General features: G+C 35.7%; 21 protein-coding genes. 16 read left to right on the forward strand and 5 right to left on the reverse strand.

Annotation, left to right across the window (positions count from 1 at the left end):
* Positions 1-46: 46 nt before the first annotated feature.
* From H3T48_RS06820 to H3T48_RS06835, 4 genes are read right to left on the reverse strand one after another with little or no spacing between them, the layout of a single operon-like run.
* Positions 47-1,309 carry an ABC transporter substrate-binding protein gene (locus H3T48_RS06820; RefSeq protein WP_198188960.1) on the reverse strand — a complete coding sequence of 421 codons (1,263 nt, stop codon included), beginning with the start codon at positions 1,307-1,309 and terminating at the stop codon, positions 47-49.
* A gap of 19 nt (positions 1,310-1,328) precedes the next feature.
* On the reverse strand, positions 1,329-2,018 hold the full coding sequence (locus tag H3T48_RS06825) for a response regulator transcription factor (RefSeq protein WP_187158544.1): 690 nt from the start codon (positions 2,016-2,018) through the stop codon (positions 1,329-1,331).
* On the reverse strand, positions 2,011-3,333 hold the full coding sequence (locus tag H3T48_RS06830; protein ID WP_232349901.1) for a sensor histidine kinase: 1,323 nt from the start codon (positions 3,331-3,333) through the stop codon (positions 2,011-2,013). The genes H3T48_RS06825 and H3T48_RS06830 overlap by 8 nt, the downstream gene beginning before the upstream one ends.
* On the reverse strand, positions 3,333-4,346 hold the full coding sequence (locus H3T48_RS06835) for a substrate-binding domain-containing protein (RefSeq protein ID WP_187158542.1): 1,014 nt from the start codon (positions 4,344-4,346) through the stop codon (positions 3,333-3,335). The genes H3T48_RS06830 and H3T48_RS06835 overlap by 1 nt, the downstream gene beginning before the upstream one ends.
* A gap of 199 nt (positions 4,347-4,545) precedes the next feature.
* Here H3T48_RS06835 and H3T48_RS06840 point away from each other — a divergent pair, with 199 nt between their 5' ends.
* From H3T48_RS06840 to H3T48_RS06860, 5 genes are read left to right on the forward strand one after another with little or no spacing between them, the layout of a single operon-like run.
* Entirely contained in the window at positions 4,546-4,986 is a 441-nt protein-coding gene (locus H3T48_RS06840) for a PTS sugar transporter subunit IIA (protein WP_198188962.1), read from the forward strand.
* A 17-nt stretch (positions 4,987-5,003) separates the two neighbouring features.
* Entirely contained in the window at positions 5,004-5,507 is a 504-nt protein-coding gene (locus H3T48_RS06845; RefSeq protein ID WP_187158540.1) for a PTS sugar transporter subunit IIB, read from the forward strand.
* 45 nt (positions 5,508-5,552) lie between these two features.
* Positions 5,553-6,416: a PTS sugar transporter subunit IIC gene (locus tag H3T48_RS06850; protein ID WP_198188963.1), complete on the forward strand. Its 864-nt coding sequence runs from the start codon at positions 5,553-5,555 to the stop codon at positions 6,414-6,416.
* Positions 6,417-6,418: 2 nt separating this feature from the next.
* A complete protein-coding gene (locus tag H3T48_RS06855) occupies positions 6,419-7,261 on the forward strand; it encodes a PTS system mannose/fructose/sorbose family transporter subunit IID (protein ID WP_198188964.1) in 843 nt (280 codons plus the stop codon).
* Positions 7,233-7,577: a DUF202 domain-containing protein gene (locus tag H3T48_RS06860; RefSeq protein ID WP_278956181.1), complete on the forward strand. Its 345-nt coding sequence runs from the start codon at positions 7,233-7,235 to the stop codon at positions 7,575-7,577. Before H3T48_RS06855 ends, H3T48_RS06860 begins: the two co-directional genes overlap by 29 nt.
* A gap of 168 nt (positions 7,578-7,745) precedes the next feature.
* Here the strand turns inward: H3T48_RS06860 and H3T48_RS06865 are convergent, their stop codons facing one another.
* The gene (locus tag H3T48_RS06865) at positions 7,746-8,402 is read right to left on the reverse strand and encodes a hypothetical protein (protein ID WP_187158537.1); all 657 of its coding nucleotides are present in this window, start codon (positions 8,400-8,402) and stop codon (positions 7,746-7,748) included.
* A 62-nt stretch (positions 8,403-8,464) separates the two neighbouring features.
* Here H3T48_RS06865 and yaaA point away from each other — a divergent pair, with 62 nt between their 5' ends.
* From yaaA to H3T48_RS06920, 11 genes are all read left to right on the forward strand, one after another.
* Positions 8,465-9,232 carry a peroxide stress protein YaaA gene (gene yaaA / locus H3T48_RS06870; protein ID WP_198188965.1) on the forward strand — a complete coding sequence of 256 codons (768 nt, stop codon included), beginning with the start codon at positions 8,465-8,467 and terminating at the stop codon, positions 9,230-9,232.
* 29 nt (positions 9,233-9,261) lie between these two features.
* Entirely contained in the window at positions 9,262-9,867 is a 606-nt protein-coding gene (locus H3T48_RS06875; RefSeq protein ID WP_198188966.1) for a histidine phosphatase family protein, read from the forward strand.
* Between the two features lie 157 nt (positions 9,868-10,024).
* A complete protein-coding gene (locus tag H3T48_RS06880) occupies positions 10,025-10,546 on the forward strand; it encodes a TetR/AcrR family transcriptional regulator (protein ID WP_198188967.1) in 522 nt (173 codons plus the stop codon).
* Positions 10,546-11,607: an ABC transporter permease gene (locus H3T48_RS06885; RefSeq protein ID WP_198188968.1), complete on the forward strand. Its 1,062-nt coding sequence runs from the start codon at positions 10,546-10,548 to the stop codon at positions 11,605-11,607. The genes H3T48_RS06880 and H3T48_RS06885 overlap by 1 nt, the downstream gene beginning before the upstream one ends.
* A gap of 1 nt (position 11,608) precedes the next feature.
* Positions 11,609-12,283 (forward strand): ABC transporter ATP-binding protein, encoded by a 675-nt coding sequence (locus H3T48_RS06890; protein ID WP_109715065.1) that lies wholly within the window; start codon positions 11,609-11,611, stop codon positions 12,281-12,283.
* 484 nt (positions 12,284-12,767) lie between these two features.
* Entirely contained in the window at positions 12,768-12,986 is a 219-nt protein-coding gene (locus H3T48_RS06895) for a hypothetical protein (RefSeq protein WP_122034173.1), read from the forward strand.
* A 104-nt stretch (positions 12,987-13,090) separates the two neighbouring features.
* Positions 13,091-13,729 (forward strand): TetR/AcrR family transcriptional regulator, encoded by a 639-nt coding sequence (locus H3T48_RS06900; protein ID WP_187158532.1) that lies wholly within the window; start codon positions 13,091-13,093, stop codon positions 13,727-13,729.
* 144 nt (positions 13,730-13,873) lie between these two features.
* The gene (locus H3T48_RS06905; RefSeq protein ID WP_187158531.1) at positions 13,874-14,413 is read left to right on the forward strand and encodes an NADPH-dependent FMN reductase; all 540 of its coding nucleotides are present in this window, start codon (positions 13,874-13,876) and stop codon (positions 14,411-14,413) included.
* A gap of 11 nt (positions 14,414-14,424) precedes the next feature.
* Positions 14,425-14,973: an NADPH-dependent FMN reductase gene (locus H3T48_RS06910; RefSeq protein WP_187158530.1), complete on the forward strand. Its 549-nt coding sequence runs from the start codon at positions 14,425-14,427 to the stop codon at positions 14,971-14,973.
* 84 nt (positions 14,974-15,057) lie between these two features.
* Entirely contained in the window at positions 15,058-15,849 is a 792-nt protein-coding gene (locus H3T48_RS06915) for a tyrosine-protein phosphatase (RefSeq protein WP_198188969.1), read from the forward strand.
* Between the two features lie 8 nt (positions 15,850-15,857).
* On the forward strand, positions 15,858-16,787 hold the full coding sequence (locus tag H3T48_RS06920) for an FAD:protein FMN transferase (protein ID WP_198188970.1): 930 nt from the start codon (positions 15,858-15,860) through the stop codon (positions 16,785-16,787).
* The last annotated feature ends 44 nt before the right edge of the window (positions 16,788-16,831 follow it).

A 16,831-nucleotide genomic window follows, 5' to 3' on the forward strand; every position in this document is an offset into this window, starting at 1 on the left:
AAATAAAAAGCACACTTTATTTAAAAGTGTGCTTTTTTGATGCTGCTTAATTTGTTTCACTTTGATTAACTTGTAATTGAATGTTGAATAGCTGAGTTTCTAAATTACCAGCTTTTAGAGCATTTTGTATTTTATAATCTAATTTTTCTGATTTATCATTATAATTTTTAAACTTCGGAGTAGTCACACCATCTTTCATTATTAAATCAAGCTTTTTAATCGTTAAATTATGAAAATTGATTACTTTTTCATCAAGAATTTTTTGCGTCTGCTTATTATTTACCACAGCAGGTAAAACGGAACATCCCATATTAGTCTTCATTACTTCTTTTTGAACTGATTTATTAGTACAAAGAAGTTTCATGAATTCCCATGCACCTTTTGGATTTTTAGCTTTACTCGAAATAGCAAACATTGTAGTCTCAATTGGCGTTGCTTTAGCGCTTTTTACTCCAGGCATTTTAGTGCATTTCCATAAAAAAGCATTATTCCTAGTAATATGAAAGGGGTATGAGGTATACGTCCTATATTGGGCAAGACCTAAAGGCATAAAAGCCACACAACCTTTGTCAAATAATTGTGATGTAACGTTAAAAGTTGACTGATCATTAATAATATTTTCTATTAGTGTAAAAGCACGTCTAGAACGATCGGAAGTTAATTCAACACTGCCATCATTCTTGTTAAAAAATTGAGCACCATAGGCATATTGGGCGTCTTGCCAATTATAATTCATAGTTACACCATAGTACTTTTTCTTAGTATTTGAGTAGGTGACTTTGTGACACAATTGATAAAATTTTTGTGGTGTCCAATTATAGCTTGGTGTATTAATTTTGAATTTTTTAAGTAGTGTTTTATTCATTACCATTAAAGTGGGATTGGCTTCATAGGGTAAGGCAAGCTGTTGGTTATTATACTGTCCAGCTTTTAGTGCACTTGAGTAGAAAACTGATTGCTTAATATCATCTTTTTTCATAAAAGATGATAAGTTTTTAAACGCTCCTTCACTTGCTAATGCATTGAAGTCACGATTAGGAACAATAATAAGATCTGGGGTTTTATTCTCAATGATTTTTTCACTTAGCCAATTGCGATAATCATCTTGTTGAATGCCACTCTCATACTTGATTTTTATATCAGGGTGTTCCTGCTTAAATTTACGGATGGCGTAGTCTATTACTTTATATTGATGTCCATTGGGCACATTCCAACTACTGCTGGTATAAATACCTATTGTAAGTGTCTTTTCATTTTCTTTCGTATGAATATGCCAATATAGGGCGCCACTAATGATTAGAATAGGCATGCAAACAAATATAAAAATTTTAGTTTTGAGTTTCATTATCGTCCTTAATATTCTCGCTTGTAACCCCAGTTTGAACAGCCCAAATTGCTAATTGTGTACGATCACGCAGTTGTAACTTATCTAAGATTTTTGAGATATAGTTACGGACAGTTCCTTCCGATAAAAATAGTTTAGCTGCAATTTCTTTATTAGACAGTCCCAAACCAACTTGTTGAATTACACGCCACTCATGCTTAGAAAAATTTTGAGTGTCCTTGTCATTAACTTGGATTGCATAATTTGCCTGAGCCATCTTGGAAAAGAGACGAAAGACCTTTTCAGCGATATCTGGGTTTATCATTGCACCACCATTGTAGACCGTTTGGATTGCTTTATAGAGTTCTTGTGTTGATGCACCTTTTAGTAAGTAACCTGAAGCCCCATATTTTAATGCACTAAAGATAAAATCGTCATCATCGAAAGTAGTCAAGATTATTACTTTAATGTTCGGATACTTTTCTTTGACATATTTTGTACAAACAGTACCGTCCATCACGGGCATGCGTACATCCATTAAAATAATATCGGGCTTTTTCTTTTTTATGCTTTCCAAAACTTCTTGACCATTTGCAACAGTATCTGTAACAGAAAAGTCCTTATTAGCTTCAAGAATTATCTTTAGCGAATCTCTTATTAGTTGTTGATCATCAGCTATCATTATTTTAATCATATGAATCATCCTCTACTGGAATATCGACCACAATTTTAAAACCATTTTGACCATCGAAACTGATTTTGCCGTTTATAATAGCTACACGCTCCTTCATTTGAGTAATACCATAACCAGGTATAATTTCCTTAGCTCCTAAGCCATTATCTTTAATTACCATTTGATAAGTATTTTGATTGGGCTTAGTGCACGCAATAGAAACCTGGCTTGCATGTCCATGTCTAAGTGAATTAGTAATCGACTCTTCAATAATACGAAAAACCACATCCTCAGTTGTTTTTTCAAAGTCCGCTGAGCCCCAGTGATAAGAAAAATCAATTTTAATGCGGGAAATATCAGCATATTCCTTTAGCATCTTTTTCAAAGACTCTTTCAAAGTATAATTATTTAACGCTCCAGGACGGATTCGGTTTAAGGCTTTGCGCACATCTTTAATCCCTTGCTTAACAGCGATTTGAATCTTTTCCAACTGGTTTTTAGCTTCATCTTTATTAATGTCAATTAAAACTAGAGTTGCATCAATCCCCGCCGCGATACCTGTTAAGGCGTGGCCCACTGAGTCATGTATATCACGCGCAATGCGTTTTCGTTCGCGATCTTTAGCAATGTACTCCGATAGTGCAGCATAGTTTTTCAATTCATAATTCGCTTTGGAGGCCAGTGCCAATTTATTTTGAATATCGTTTTCCTGATTTAATTGATAAATAGCGAAGTAGATCAAAATTAAAACGAACAAAGACAGGTTTAAGATGGTCATAAAGTTTTTTAATACTAGTAGTTTTGGTCCAATGCTAATAGGTAAAAAATTTAGATAAATAGTTAAATCGGGTAAGGTCATAAAGTGACTGAGAATTGAATAGTCTGTGATTACCAGCAAAAAAAGTAAAAATGCAACTACGACAATCCATATTAAATAGTCACGAAAGTCATATTGATTACGGTTACTGATGATAAAATCCACAAAAACTAGTAGGAAAATGCCGTTATATGTTAGACGTAAAGATAGAAAAACCAAAATAGCTAAAGTAAATTCTATGAAAACAGTTGTGTTGCTTAACTTAGCATTGTCTTTAACATAATGATGATGAAAAGCCATTACGGCTGCTAGGACTGAGAAACTGATCATACTTTCCCAAAAAATTGCTTGTGGCGAATCAGGAATATGATGTAATGATTCAAGAAATTGATATGATTGGGAACTTTTGATTACGTAGTCTGTGGCATAGACAAATAGGGTGGCATTAAATAAAATGGCAAAAAAGTTTAGCCACAGCATAGTTCTTCGTAAAAATATTAAAACTTTAAATTTAGGCATCATTGCCACCCTAAAACGTTGTAATGATTGATATTTTTATTTGTAATTAAATAAACAGGCAAAATTATTTTTTTCGGCACTTTTTGACCGTTGATTAATTTATATGCAACTTTAACAGCAGTTTTACCTATATTTACTGGGGTTTGAGCAGAAGTAGCTATGGCATTATGATTAACGCCTAGAAGCTTTTTCATGTTCTCTGATCCATCAACGCTATAGACATCTATTTGACGTTTTAGATTTACTTCATCGATTGCAGCCAAAGCGCCAACTGCTGCCTGATCATTTAAAGCCATAATCGTATTAAATTTGGGTCCTTTTTTAATGGCTTTTTCCACCAAAGGTAAGGCTATTTCTGACTGACCGTAAGTATTGATTTTACCAACAATATGAAAATTACCTGCTTTTGGTGATTTTTTAATTGTATCGGTAAACCCTTGGATTCGATTATTAGCCGAGTAAGCCGAATAGTGTTCTAAAAGAAGGATTTTCGCAGCATTTTTATGTGCTAACAAATGTTGAGCACATAATTGTCCGGCACGATAATTATCAGATAGGATTGTGCAATCGGCGTAGTCAGCAGATTTCATTTGGGAGTCAACTATTATAATTTTGATTCCTTTCTTTTTAGCTAACCGGAGAGCATTTTGAATTTTCATGCTATTGCCATCAACGGGATTGATAATAATTGCTTTAACGCCTTGACGTATAAATGAATAAAGTTCTTCAACTTGTTTGGTTACTATTAGAGCAGGATCTCTGTTGTACAGCCTGCCGTGGCGATTTTCGACATAATTGGCAATCTGTTCATTTAGAACGGGGTAAAAGCTGTTATTCATTGTCATATAAGTTGATCCAATTTTAACTTGCTCATTTTTACTAGGGTATACGATAAAAGCTACATAATTTAACAAAACAAAAAAAGCAGCAACGACTATTTCACAAACAAAAATAATACTTGTTTTGTGGGTGGAATCTTTATTATGCTGCTTTTTTTTACCGATTAATTTCATGTCATCATCTCGTTTATTTAAAAGTCTATCGCTTATGTAGTCATTATTGCTGAAAAAATAAATTCGTTCAATAAAATTATAGAAAGCGCTTTAAATTAATGACAATTGTCACACTCTATTTAATGACATTTAGCACTGTCAGCATAAATAAAGATTGTGCTAATTTTAACTTAAGCTTAAGGAAGAGAGGAATGAATTATTGAAATATTTGATTTTGGTATCTCATGGGCAATTTGCTGAAGGAGTAAAAACTTCATTGGAAATGTTTGCTGGAGATGCCATTGAGCAATGTTTTGCACTATGTCTTCATAACGGTGATTCGGCTGAGGACTTTTCTAACAAAGTTAAAGACTTTCTGCAAAAAAAAGAGTTTAAAAAAGAAGATGAATTCGTCATTATTGCCGACATAATTGGTGGGAGTCCATTGACCACTTTTTTAAATGTCTTTTCTGAGCATAGCTATTTTGCAAACACTGTTGTGATAGGTGGAATGAACTTTCCGATGGCACTAACTGCACTTGTTTCCTTAGATACTATGCCTAAGGAAGAGTTAATTAAGTCAGCTTTGAGTGAGGGTGAGAAGGCAATAAAGCAATATGAAATCCCACAAAGTTCGTTTGATGACGAAGATGATATTTAAATTTCGGAGGAAAAGCAATGACTATTTCATTAATTAGAGTTGATGACAGGATAATTCACGGGTTGATTACAACGCGTTGGGCAAAAGAACGTCCTTGTGACGGAATCATAGCAGTAAATGATAAGTCTGCAACAAATCCAATCTTAAAATCTGCTTATAAATCCGCAGGTGAAGATCAGGGTAAGAAAACGTTTATCTGGACGATGGATCATTTCAATGATGTTAAGGATAAGGTTCTAAATTCGAAGACACGCTACTTTTTGATAACAAAGAATCCACAAGATATGAAACATATTTTGGTTGATCTTGATTTTGTTCCAAGTGATCAAAAGGAGTTAATAGTTGGGCCAGGAAACGATCGTCCAGGGGCAATAAAGTTAGGTAGCAATCAGTCTTTTACCCAAGAAGAAGGTGATGCCTTTGAGGCAATTAGTCAAAAAGGATACAAAATTCATTTTGCTTTATTACCAGATAAGCAATTAGGTTACTGGGATAAGTTCAAAGGAAAATTTGGTTATTAAGATAAATCTATGTAGTTCTAATGATTATCAAAAGAAGGAGAAAAAATGACTATAAGTTGGTTTCAAGCAGCCATTCTAGGAGTGTTTGCATGTTTGTGCTCAAATTCCTGTATGGCTGGGCAAGCAGTCGGTAATTATACTATTGGACGACCATTAGTTGGTGGTCTGGTATGTGGTATTGTTTTAGGCAATCTTCCTTTGGGAATAGCCTGTGGTGTCGCAACTCAGTTAGTTTATATTGCTTTAGTTACACCTGGTGGTACTGTTGCTGCCGATGTACGAGCAATTTCATACATAGGTATTCCTCTTGCTATGGTTGCAATTTCATCACGTGGCCTTGATCCTATGGGCTCAGCAGCCGCTAATATGGCTAAATCCCTTGCTACACTTGTTGGTACAGTTGGTTCAGTTTTATTTTATGCAGTAGCATTTATGAACTTAATTTGGCAAGCCTTCGGTTGGAAGGATATTGAAAAAGGTAAATTGAATCGACTTTACGGAGTTGATTTTGGTTGGCCTTGGTTATCCCATCTAGTATTTTCATTCTTACCAACAGTTTTAATGACGCACTATGGTTCACAAGCTGTAACTGCTTTGAGAACTGCGTTACCAATGGACGGTATCCCAATGAAGACCCTGTTTACTGTTGGTGCGATGCTACCATGTGTTGGTATTGCTATCTTACTGCGTCAAATTATTAATAAGGCACTTGATTTTATTCCATTTTTAGTTGGTTTCACTCTAGCTGCTTCATTGCACCTAAACCTTGTAGCTGTAACAGTTATTTCTTTATTATTTGCTGTAATTATGTACGAAATTGAAATGGCAAAAGGATCAGAAACTCCAGGAGCAAGTTATGCTTCATCAAATGAAAACGGGATTGATGATGAAGAAGAGGAGGACATCTAAAAATGGATGCAGAAAAAAGAAAAATTAGCCATAAGACTCTAAGCAAGTCGTTTAACATCTGGTTTTGGGGCGCATTAACTTGTTTTTCACAAGAACACATGCAAACTTTTGGTTATTTATGTTCTATGCTGCCAATTATCAAGGAATTATATCCAAATGATAATGAAACACAGACTAATAACATTAAGGCATATACAGCTTTCTTCAACACCAACCCAATGCTAGGGTCAGTTATCGTTGGTGCTACAGCCAGCCTTGAAGAAGCACGAGCAAATGGTGAAAACATTGATAGTCAAACTATTAACGACATGCGTGCAGGTTTGATGGGGCCGATTGCCGGAATTGGTGACTCTTTAATTGATGGTACCTTAATTCCAATTTTACTTGGTATTGCTTTAGGGATGTCGAGAAATGGGTCACCAGTTGGTGCTATTTTTTACATTATTGTATGGGATATTATTGCATACTTTGGTCAACGCTTCCTTTACTTCCGAGGCTATAAGCTAGGAGATAAAGCTGTAGGCTTCTTAGTAGGAAAACAGGGAAAAGCTGTTAGACGAGCAATTTCAATTGTTGGTGGTATGGTTGTCGGTGGTGTTCTTGCTACTTGGGTCAACGTTACGACTTCTTTGCAATTGAAAGACAATACCGGTCATGTATTCCTTGATTTACAAAAGCAATTAGACGGAATTTTTCCTGGTATTTTGACAGTAATCGTAACATTATTTTGCTGGTGGCTAATGTCTAAAAAGCACGTTTCTGCTATCTGGACTATGATAATTCTAATTGGTGTTGCTTTCGTAGGTGTTGTTCTCGGTGTATTTAATCCAGGACTCAAATACTAGAAACAAAAATGGTGTAACAATGGACCTCGAAAAAATAAAAGTAGGTTATGAAAACGAAGTTAATTATCAAAAGAAGATGCTGCAAAACTTGCAGTCTTGGTTACAGACCTTGCTAGCAGTTGCAGCAATCGGCTTTGTACTTTGTTACTATTTCTATGAAAGAAATACTGGACTCTTTATTATAGGTGTGGTTTTGCTAGTCATTGGAGCTCTTGGAGCAGCAATTGTTGCCTATGGCAGGCACCGTGGCAAGCAAAACGTCAAACTAGTAATTTCCGATTACGAAAATAAAATAAATTCTCTAAAGAATAAATAAAAAATTTAAAGTAAAAGGCTAATAAATTTACGTTTGAATAGCGTAATTTATTAGCCTTTTTGACGTTCAATTTGACTAGATTAATTGTAGTAAAGATACTTATGAGACATCACAAACTCATGTGAAGAGAAAACAAATAAAGCGGCTATAATTAGCCGCTTTATTATTTTAAAATTTAGTTTCTTTAATATCGTCTTCTGGCCGGTGCTCCTGTACACGAATAATTTGCCAGTCAAAATCACTTTCAGGAATATCTGCTAAGTCAATAGTTAGTTTGCCATTTTCATAGCTAAATTTTGGTTCAGTTCGCTTTTCGATCATTTCGATTCGGTTAGGTTCAACTGCAATACCGTCTACCACTACTTCTTGTGCTAGTGGTTTTTTAACAAAAACATATTTTTGATACTGCATGTGACGGTTTTGCAAGACGAAACCGTTGTCGCTAGTACATGCGCATGGTTCACTTTCGTTTAAAGCGTGGCCAAAAATGTGCATCCAGTTGTTGATTGTAGTGAACATTTCTGTCGTGCTTTCACTAAGTGAATTAGCAGAATCCACTTCAACATTGATAAATATGCTGTTTCCATCTTTACGGTGATTAACAATTTCATCAATTACATTGTCAGGAGTTAAATCAACTCCAGTTTGCGCATCAACTAGGGCAATTGTATATTTAGCACAAGCCTTTTCGAAGTCAGCTTGTAATTGATCGGTTGCAACAGCTCTAGCACCAATATTGCGTGCAGTTTTTACTAAAAAATCAGCATCTACATCTTTGGTGCTTTTTAGTTTAAAATTTAAGATAATAGCAAAATCAGGATTCATTAAATCTCTCTCCTTAATACTCATACTATTAAGTTTAACCTAAAAGGCGGTAAATACGAAAGATGAAAATTATTATCTCACCAGCAATGAAAATGAAAGTTGATACTAATGCCTTTGCGGCGAAATCACAGCCACAGTTTTTAACCCAGGCAAAAGAACTATCCGATTTTTTAAAAAAATGCAGTTTTACGCAATTAAAGGCAATTTGGGGTGGAAGTGACCGCACTACTGAAGAAGGACAAAAACAACTCGCTGCCCTGGACATAACTGAAGTAGAGGGCTTAACGCCAGCAATTATCTCGTATTCAGGTATTCAATATCAGTACATGGCACCAGACTTGTTTACAGCTGAAGCCTTAGCATACCTGCAGAAAAATGTGCGCATTTTGTCTGGTCTCTATGGTGTTTTGCGGCCATTTGATGGTGTGTTGCCATACCGTTTAGAGATGAAGAACAAAGTTTTAGGTTTTAGAGAACCAAACCTTTATAAATATTGGGGCGAAACTTTGGCCAATAATCTCTTTGATAAAAATAATGTCGTAATTAATTTGGCTTCAAAGGAATATTCAAAGAATATTACGCCGTACTTATCTGGTAAACGACAAATGATTACGATTGATTTTCAGGAACAAAAAAATGGGCAATGGAAGACAGTTGGCGTTCATGCTAAAATGGCACGAGGTGAAATGGTTCGTTTTATTTCAGAAAATCAACTTAAGCAGCCAGAAGATTTGCAGAAATTTGATGATTTTGGCTTTCAGTTTGTTGCTGAAGAAAGTACATCTAGTAGGTATGTCTTTCGAACAGACTTTGACTTCAAGCGACATTAATACCGATAAGTTAGTAAATGGAGATTAGCATGGAAATTGTTTTTGTACGGCACGGTCAGACAGATTTAAATAAGACTAGGAAAATTCAGGGGTCACGGTTTGATCATGACCTTGACCAAGAGGGGCGTACATATGCAGAAGAAGCTGCAGCAAATTTTGATCCTAATCAATTTGACCTTGTATTTTGTAGTCCGATGAAAAGGGCGTTGACGACAGCACAAATTTTTACCAAAGGACAAAAAGAAATAATTACTGATGAGCGCTTAGTAGAGTTCAATTTCGGTGAGTGGGATGGAAAATACCTAACGGAATTAGGTAAAAAGTATCCGGATGCGCTTGATCCATGGGGAAAAGCGGCAGCCAATTACGTTAAATACGCGCCACACGGCGAGACTTTTGCGGAACTTGATCAACGTTGCGGCAACTTCCTCGATGAATTACAGGAAAAATATCTCGATAAAAAGATTTTGGTTGTTTGTCATGGCACGTTAATTAGAATGATGTTTGCCCACTATTTTACAGCCGGAGACATCAATGCATTTGAAACAATTGATAACTGCGCATTAGCTAAAATCTCATACCGTGATCATGTGGCCAGGATAAACTATTACAATCGATTATTAGTGCTTAAATAAATAGGTAAAGGAGTTCGAAAAAGAGCTCTTTTTTATTGCCCAATTTTTAGGCTGGCTAAAAATTGCGGGAGCTTTTTGATTGACGGAAAAAATTATAAGAGTTAATATTTTACAAAAAGTGACATGGTGTCACTTTGCTAAAAAAGGAGATGAGGAAATGGTAAAACCAACTTTCGTAAATTTACCGCAGGACAAAAAAGAGAAGATTACCCAAGCTTTACTCAACGAATTTAGCAATCATCCGTTGGCTGAGGCACAGGTGGCCCGGATTGTTAAAGAAGCTGAAATTGCGCGTGGAGCTTTTTACAAGTACTTTGAAGATTTGTCTGATGCATACGAATATCTGTATCAGCTCGCAATGAAACAAATTCATTCTTTTGTTAAGACGCCAGCAGACTATCAGCCTGAAATTTTTTATCAGAATGTGGTTGATTTCATTGATCAAACGCAAGGTAGTAAATATGCCAAATTAGTTAAAATGCATATGTTGTATAACGAGAGCACAGTTAATAAGCCATTTCCTCAGGATGTGTTAGTTAAATTAAGTCCGCAAAATTGGAGCGCTATGGTTCTCAGTCATGCTGCTATTAGGGAAATACTGGCTGAACCAACGCAAAGAGAGTTTGTTTTGTCTAAGCTTAAGGCGGGCTTGACGCTACTTAAGAAGGAGTCAGATTAATGTTTTTAGCGATTAAAGAAATTAAACGGGAAAAGCTGCGTTACGGATTAATCATTTTAATGATTTTCCTAATCAGCTACTTAATCTTTATCTTATCGTCACTAGCAGTTGGTTTAGCGAGTGAAAATACGCAGGCAATTGAGTCTTGGGATGCCAAGCAAGTGGTATTAAATAAAAATGCTAATGTGAGCATGAGTCAATCACTTTTAACTAAAGATGATTTGAGCAAAACCAAGTTAACCAAAAATGAAGCCTTACTTGGTCAAACACCGGTAGTTGCTAAAAACAGTAACCGCCCACAGGTTTCGGCCCAGTTTATTGGGATAAAGAAAGATCAGTTTATTTACGATGATCAAGAATTAATTGCTGGTAGAAAAGCCAAAAAGGATCGTGAAGTTGTGGTCGATCAAGCCTTTCAGACAAAAGGCTATAAGCTAGGTGACAAGCTTGAATTAAACGGCTCCGCAAACAAGTATCGTATTGTTGGTTTTGTTAAAAACGCTAAGATAAATATTGCACCAATTATTTATGGTTCGTTAGCAAGTTGGCGCAAATTACGTCAAGGGATGCCTAATATAAAGGCATCTGCAATAATTTCTCGGAATGCAAATTACAGTTATAATCACGCTAACAGTAAGACTTACCCGATTGCTCAGTTCATTAAAAAGCTGCCGGGTTACACAGCTCAAAATATGACTTTCCAATTAATGATTGGCTTTTTGTTTGTTATTTCGTTAATTATTATTGCTGTCTTTTTGTACATTCTGACAATGCAAAAGATGCATAATTTTGCTGTAATGAGGGCTCAAGGAATTCCAAGTAGAACTTTAGTAGCAGCAACAGTCAGCCAATCGGTTATTTTGGTTGTAGTTGGGGTAATTATTGGTTTGGCTGCAATGTGGTTAACAGCAAAAGTTTTGCCTACTGCAGTTCCAATGAGCTTTACACCGCAAATCATTTTAAGTGGAACATGCGGCATGCTATTAACAGGAATTATCGGTAGCTTAATTCCGATTAGATCAATTTTAAAGGTAGATCCAGCTAAGGCGATAGGTGAATAAAATGGCAGTTATTGAATTGAAAAATGTTCAGAAAGTATATGGAACAGGTGCAGCAGAAGTTCAAGCGCTTAAGCAAATAGATTTCAAGGCCAATGAAGGCGAAGTTGTGTTAATCATGGGACCGTCTGGAGCAGGTAAAAGCACTTTTTTAACGATTGCAGGTTCTTTACAAAAGCCGACATCTGGACAGGTTTACATTAACGGTGAGGATATTGCTAATATTTCTGCTAAGCAAAGTAATGCATTGCGTCTGAACCAGATTGGTTTTGTTTTGCAGGCATACAACTTGGTTCCTTTTTTAACGGTTAAAGAGCAGTTTGAACTTGTTGATCATGTAAAAAAGCAGGGCAACCTTACCCAAGCAACAATGGACAAGTTATTAGAACAGTTGGGAATTACCGGACTAGTAAATAAGTATCCGAGTGAGCTGTCTGGTGGTCAGCAGCAACGTGCCGCAATTGCTCGGGCACTTTATGCCAACCCCAAAATTTTACTGGCAGATGAGCCAACAGCATCACTTGATAGTAAAAATGTAGATGAAGTAGGTCAATTGTTTAAAAACCTTGCCAAAAATTACCAAAAGGCAGTCATTTTAGTGACCCATGATCCGAGATTGGAAAAATATGCTGATCATATTTACGAAATGATGGATGGCGAAATGATAAAAAAACAGTAGTTCTTTAATTAGTATATACCTGTCATAGCTGGCTTAATTATTTTGTTATTGTGTACGAACAGTTTTAACAATAATTAAACTAGCTATTTTTTATTGCTTTTTAATAGTAAATTTTCACTTTTCGGGTTTATTATTAGGTAACGTTATTCGTTGATACTATTAGAGTAACTAATATTTTTAGGTATAAAATAGCATATTGTTCTTGACAAAATAGTTTTAAATTTACTATTCTTATCATTGGATAATTAATTGTTATTTTATGAGATGGTACTGTTGTCAATTCAATAAACCGATTAAAAATTAGGTTTCTTTAAGACAATTATTAGTCATTTGAACCGAAATGTTTTTTTAAGAGAAAATAGCAAAAAATTATGTTAAAGAAGATGTTTTTGTATTGTGGAGTCGCGATTTTACGCCATAGCAAATAACTATAGAAAATTGAGTGACAAGCCAAGAGTTAAGTAATGAAAAATTGAGGTAGAAAATGGAACTTCCAGAAGATAAAGCAATTGAAATAACAACAGATTATGAGAATCAAAGTATTAACTTGAGATTTTCTGATAATTTAACGGATGATCGCGAGAGAGGCTATATTTTATCAGCTGCATTCTTTTCATTTTGCGCATCACAAGGTCTAAGTAAAGACGAAATTAGTGATATGGTTTCGTCATATTACGATGAATTTTCGGATAACGAAAATTAAAGAGTTTTCTGCAGGTATGGGCAGTTTAATGGTTTGACTGCCGTAATTACCTAATAACGAGCAGGGAAAATTATAGGTACTAAATTAATCAAGGAAAAAACCTTATGGCAAGAAAAAAAGAAATTGGGAAAAAGAAAATTTTAGCTATTGCTTATAAAATGGTTGTTAAAGATGGTATTGAAAGCTTAACTGCCCGAAATATTGCTAAAGCAGGCCACTTTTCAACACAGCCATTGTATCTTGAGTTTGAGAGCATGGATGAGCTGCGCAACGAGGTTTTGCGGCAAATTGCGGACAGCCTTAGAAGTAATATTTTGCAAAAGCAATATACCAGTGAACCTATGGTAGATATGGATTTGTCGTACATTGAATTTGCTGAGCAACATGAAAATCTTTTTCGTGCAATGTTTGTTGATGGAAAGTTTGGCAGCAAAGTTATTTCAGATACTTTGATTGAGCTCGGAATTCTTAAGTTTAAAGAGCAGTATCCGGATGACAGCCATACAAATGAAAAAATCAAAAACATTGTAATTGCCAATTGGATTACCACTATCGGAATTGCGTCTTTAATCGTTAATGGCATTGCAAGCTTTTCGCAAACGCAAATCGTAAACGTGTTGTCTGCGCAGCTTAATGACGCGGTTATTAACGATTGGCTAAGTGAGACTAGCACCGTTTCTCTGTTCGATACTGAAGATGTTAAAGAAGCTAGAGCAAAAAAGAAAAAAAATCATAAAAAATAATTTCTTAAGAAAAACCCATATATAACAAGGGTTATAGAATAAAAAGATTAAACTTCTATAGGTTTATGATTATGTTTTTTGTTCAAAAAATACAGATGATGTTATAATTATTTAAGAAATTATTTTTCTTGAAAGGTGGTTTTTATGAAAATCCTTGCATTATCTGGTTCAAATGCCAATAATTCGTTTAATGAAGCATTACTTAAGTTTATCTCTAAGGAATTTGCTGACAAATATGACTTTAAACTAGCAACTGTTAAAGGCTTGCCAATGTTTAAAGAAGGTGAAGACGCTCCTGAAGCTATTCAAACTTTGACTAAAGAAATTGAAGATGCTGATTTGGTCTTGATCGGTTCACCAGAGCAACAACACTCTGTAACTAGTGCTTTAAGTAGCGCACTTGAATGGTTATCAAGTGCAACACACCCATTTAAGGGTAAGCCAGTTGCTATTGTTTCAACTTCTCCAATGCCTCAAGGTGCTTCACGTTCACAAAGTCGTTTAAAGAGTTTGATGACTGCACCTGGCTTTGGTGCTAAGATTTTTAACGGCGATGAGTTTATGATGGGTGTTGCACCTCAACAATTTGATGAAAATGGTGACTTAACTGATAAGTCTTCTGTTGAATTCTTAGGTCACTTCTTCGATGAAGTTGATAGTTGGTACGCACAAGTTACTAAGTAGGAGGACCAAGAATGAAAATTTTAGCAATTGTTGGTACAAACGCTGATTTCTCATACAATCGTTTTTTAGCAAAGTTTATTGCTAAGCGTTATGGTGACAAAGCAGATATTGAAGTAAAAGAAATTGATAAGTTAACACCATTCTGTAGAACAGAAATGGCTGATGAAACTATCAAGCCTTGGATTGAAGACGTTAAGAATGCTGATGGTATCATCATCACTACACCAGAATATGACCACACTATTCCTGCTGCATTAAAGAGCAGTCTTGAATGGTTAGGTTCACACGCTGGTCCTAACGTAATGAAGATGAAGCCAGTTGCTGTTGCTGGTGCTTCATACGGTACTCAAGGTACTGGTCGTGCACAAGAAGATATGCGTGAAATTTTACTTTCACCAGATATGAGTGCTAATGTTTTGCCAGGTAACGAAGTATTGATTGGTCAAGCTCCAAGCAAGTTTGACAAAGAAACTGGTGAATTAACTGACGAAGCAACAATCAAGCAATTAGACGGTATGATGGATAACTTCTTCAAGTTTATTGAACAAGCAAACAAATAATCTTTTGCTAGATTGTTTAGCAGAGAGTAAAATAACCGGATAGGATTAACTATCCGGTTATTTTTGTTAGGAAGGAAATTGTCTATGACTGCCCCAATTGTCTTGCCAATAAAATCTGTTCGTAATCCCCGTGATATTGGAGGATATGTAGGATCTGATGGCCGTAAAATTCGAACACACCGTCTACTGAGAACTGGTAATATAAGTGAAATAACGCCAGCTGATGAGCAGTACTTGCTAGATTACGGTTTACGTACAATTATTGATTTACGTTCACCAGCTGAATGTAAACAAAACCCGGATAAAGAGCTGGACAATGTAGAGCATTATGCTTGTCCACTTTCTGCTGAAGATAATACTGGCGGGCACGGACTGGATATGAGTAAAGAATTTGCTGAATATCGTAAAGATCAATATGCAGGTTTTAAGTTGATGTGTCGCCGCTATCATCACCATATCCTTAGCAAATCAGCCAAGCAAAGCTTTCATCATATTATTGAATTGATAGCAGAAAATGATGACGGGGCAATTCTTTATCATTGTTCTGAAGGTAAGGACCGTACGGGGCTGGTAACGATTATCATTTTATACATTTTAGGCGTAGATATGGAAGTAATTCGGCAGGACTATCTTTATTCAAACTACATGTTGAATGATTATCGTGCAGTTCGTGATCAGCACTTTAAGCAGGTAGGAGAAAATGATAATTTCCGCGCTAATATGCGTGTTTTAGGCTCGGTTGCTAATTCTTATTTTGACACCAGCTTAATCACTATAAATAAAAATTTTGGTGGTCTTGATTCATACATTACTAATGAACTTGAGATTGATGACCAAATGCAAGAACTAATTAGAGAAAAATACTTGGAGAAATAGAAAACATAATGATTGAAAATTTAACTTTAGAGCAGGCAACAGGTCAGCATCATGCCTTAGGTACTTCAATTACTTTACAAATTTTTGGTACAACTGATGATACTTTGATTAATGAAACGTTTGATCTGATTGATCACTACGAAGATTTATTGACGGTAAATCGTGAAAATTCAGAAGTAATGGATATTAATCACGCTGCAGGTAAGGAGCGAGTTCAGGTTTCAAGTGCTGTCTATGGTTTGGTTAAGTTAGCAGTTGAACAAAGCCGCGAAAACTTTGGCTTTAATGCATTGATTGGTCCGTTAGTTAAACTGTGGGCAATTGGATTTAAGGATGCGCATGTTCCTACTGATGAACAGATACAAGAAAAAATGAAATTAATTGATCCATTTAGTGTTGAATTAGATGATGAAAATCAAACAGTCTATTTGAAGAAACCGGGAATGGAACTCGACTTAGGTGGCATTGCTAAGGGCTGGATTGCTGATCGAATTCGTGACTTTTGGCATGCTTACGGCGTCAGAGCTGGCATCATCAATCTTGGTGGTAACATTTTGCTTGTTAATGATTCGCCTAAGCGTGCGAGTGGTCAGTGGACGGTTGGTGTTCAAGACCCTAAAAAGCCACGTGGTAATAACATTTCAACAGTAACGGTTCCAGAGTGCTCAGCTGTAACCAGTGGTACTTATGAGCGCTATCTAGTTGTAGATGGTCATAAGTATCATCATTTGATTGATCCAAGAACTGGCTATCCAGTAGAAACTGATTTGGCTGGTATAACTACTTTTACTAAGGATTCAGTTGAAGCTGAAATCGAATGCAAACGGCTTTTCTTTGCGGGACATCCAATTGAAGGCTGGCATGATGATCCTGATCGAATTGGTGCCGTTTTTGTATATAATGATGAACACGTTGAATATGATAATTTTGATCTGTAGAGATAAAAACTGTTTTTATTAAGTAGCAAAAAACCGAAACTGAG

The sequence above is a fragment of the Lactobacillus sp. M0403 genome (assembly GCF_016101265.1).
GTDB lineage: Bacteria > Bacillota > Bacilli > Lactobacillales > Lactobacillaceae > Lactobacillus > Lactobacillus apis.

What these genes read in the sequence shown, in the direction of transcription:
- H3T48_RS06880 (WP_198188967.1), top strand. Translation starts at nt 10,025, where the DNA reads ATGGTAAAACCAACTTTCGTAAATTTACCGCAGGACAAAAAAGAGAAG.
- H3T48_RS06915 (WP_198188969.1), top strand. Translation starts at nt 15,058, where the DNA reads ATGACTGCCCCAATTGTCTTGCCAATAAAATCTGTTCGTAATCCCCGT.
- H3T48_RS06890 (WP_109715065.1), top strand. Translation starts at nt 11,609, where the DNA reads ATGGCAGTTATTGAATTGAAAAATGTTCAGAAAGTATATGGAACAGGT.
- H3T48_RS06855 (WP_198188964.1), top strand. Translation starts at nt 6,419, where the DNA reads ATGGATGCAGAAAAAAGAAAAATTAGCCATAAGACTCTAAGCAAGTCG.
- H3T48_RS06820 (WP_198188960.1), bottom strand. Translation starts at nt 1,309, where the DNA reads ATGCCTATTCTAATCATTAGTGGCGCCCTATATTGGCATATTCATACG.
- H3T48_RS06875 (WP_198188966.1), top strand. Translation starts at nt 9,262, where the DNA reads ATGGAAATTGTTTTTGTACGGCACGGTCAGACAGATTTAAATAAGACT.
- yaaA (WP_198188965.1), top strand. Translation starts at nt 8,465, where the DNA reads ATGAAAATTATTATCTCACCAGCAATGAAAATGAAAGTTGATACTAAT.
- H3T48_RS06900 (WP_187158532.1), top strand. Translation starts at nt 13,091, where the DNA reads ATGGCAAGAAAAAAAGAAATTGGGAAAAAGAAAATTTTAGCTATTGCT.
- H3T48_RS06850 (WP_198188963.1), top strand. Translation starts at nt 5,553, where the DNA reads ATGACTATAAGTTGGTTTCAAGCAGCCATTCTAGGAGTGTTTGCATGT.
- H3T48_RS06895 (WP_122034173.1), top strand. Translation starts at nt 12,768, where the DNA reads ATGGAACTTCCAGAAGATAAAGCAATTGAAATAACAACAGATTATGAG.
- H3T48_RS06905 (WP_187158531.1), top strand. Translation starts at nt 13,874, where the DNA reads ATGAAAATCCTTGCATTATCTGGTTCAAATGCCAATAATTCGTTTAAT.
- H3T48_RS06825 (WP_187158544.1), bottom strand. Translation starts at nt 2,018, where the DNA reads ATGATTAAAATAATGATAGCTGATGATCAACAACTAATAAGAGATTCG.
- H3T48_RS06885 (WP_198188968.1), top strand. Translation starts at nt 10,546, where the DNA reads ATGTTTTTAGCGATTAAAGAAATTAAACGGGAAAAGCTGCGTTACGGA.
- H3T48_RS06920 (WP_198188970.1), top strand. Translation starts at nt 15,858, where the DNA reads ATGATTGAAAATTTAACTTTAGAGCAGGCAACAGGTCAGCATCATGCC.
- H3T48_RS06835 (WP_187158542.1), bottom strand. Translation starts at nt 4,346, where the DNA reads ATGAAATTAATCGGTAAAAAAAAGCAGCATAATAAAGATTCCACCCAC.
- H3T48_RS06910 (WP_187158530.1), top strand. Translation starts at nt 14,425, where the DNA reads ATGAAAATTTTAGCAATTGTTGGTACAAACGCTGATTTCTCATACAAT.
- H3T48_RS06830 (WP_232349901.1), bottom strand. Translation starts at nt 3,333, where the DNA reads ATGCCTAAATTTAAAGTTTTAATATTTTTACGAAGAACTATGCTGTGG.
- H3T48_RS06845 (WP_187158540.1), top strand. Translation starts at nt 5,004, where the DNA reads ATGACTATTTCATTAATTAGAGTTGATGACAGGATAATTCACGGGTTG.
- H3T48_RS06865 (WP_187158537.1), bottom strand. Translation starts at nt 8,402, where the DNA reads ATGAATCCTGATTTTGCTATTATCTTAAATTTTAAACTAAAAAGCACC.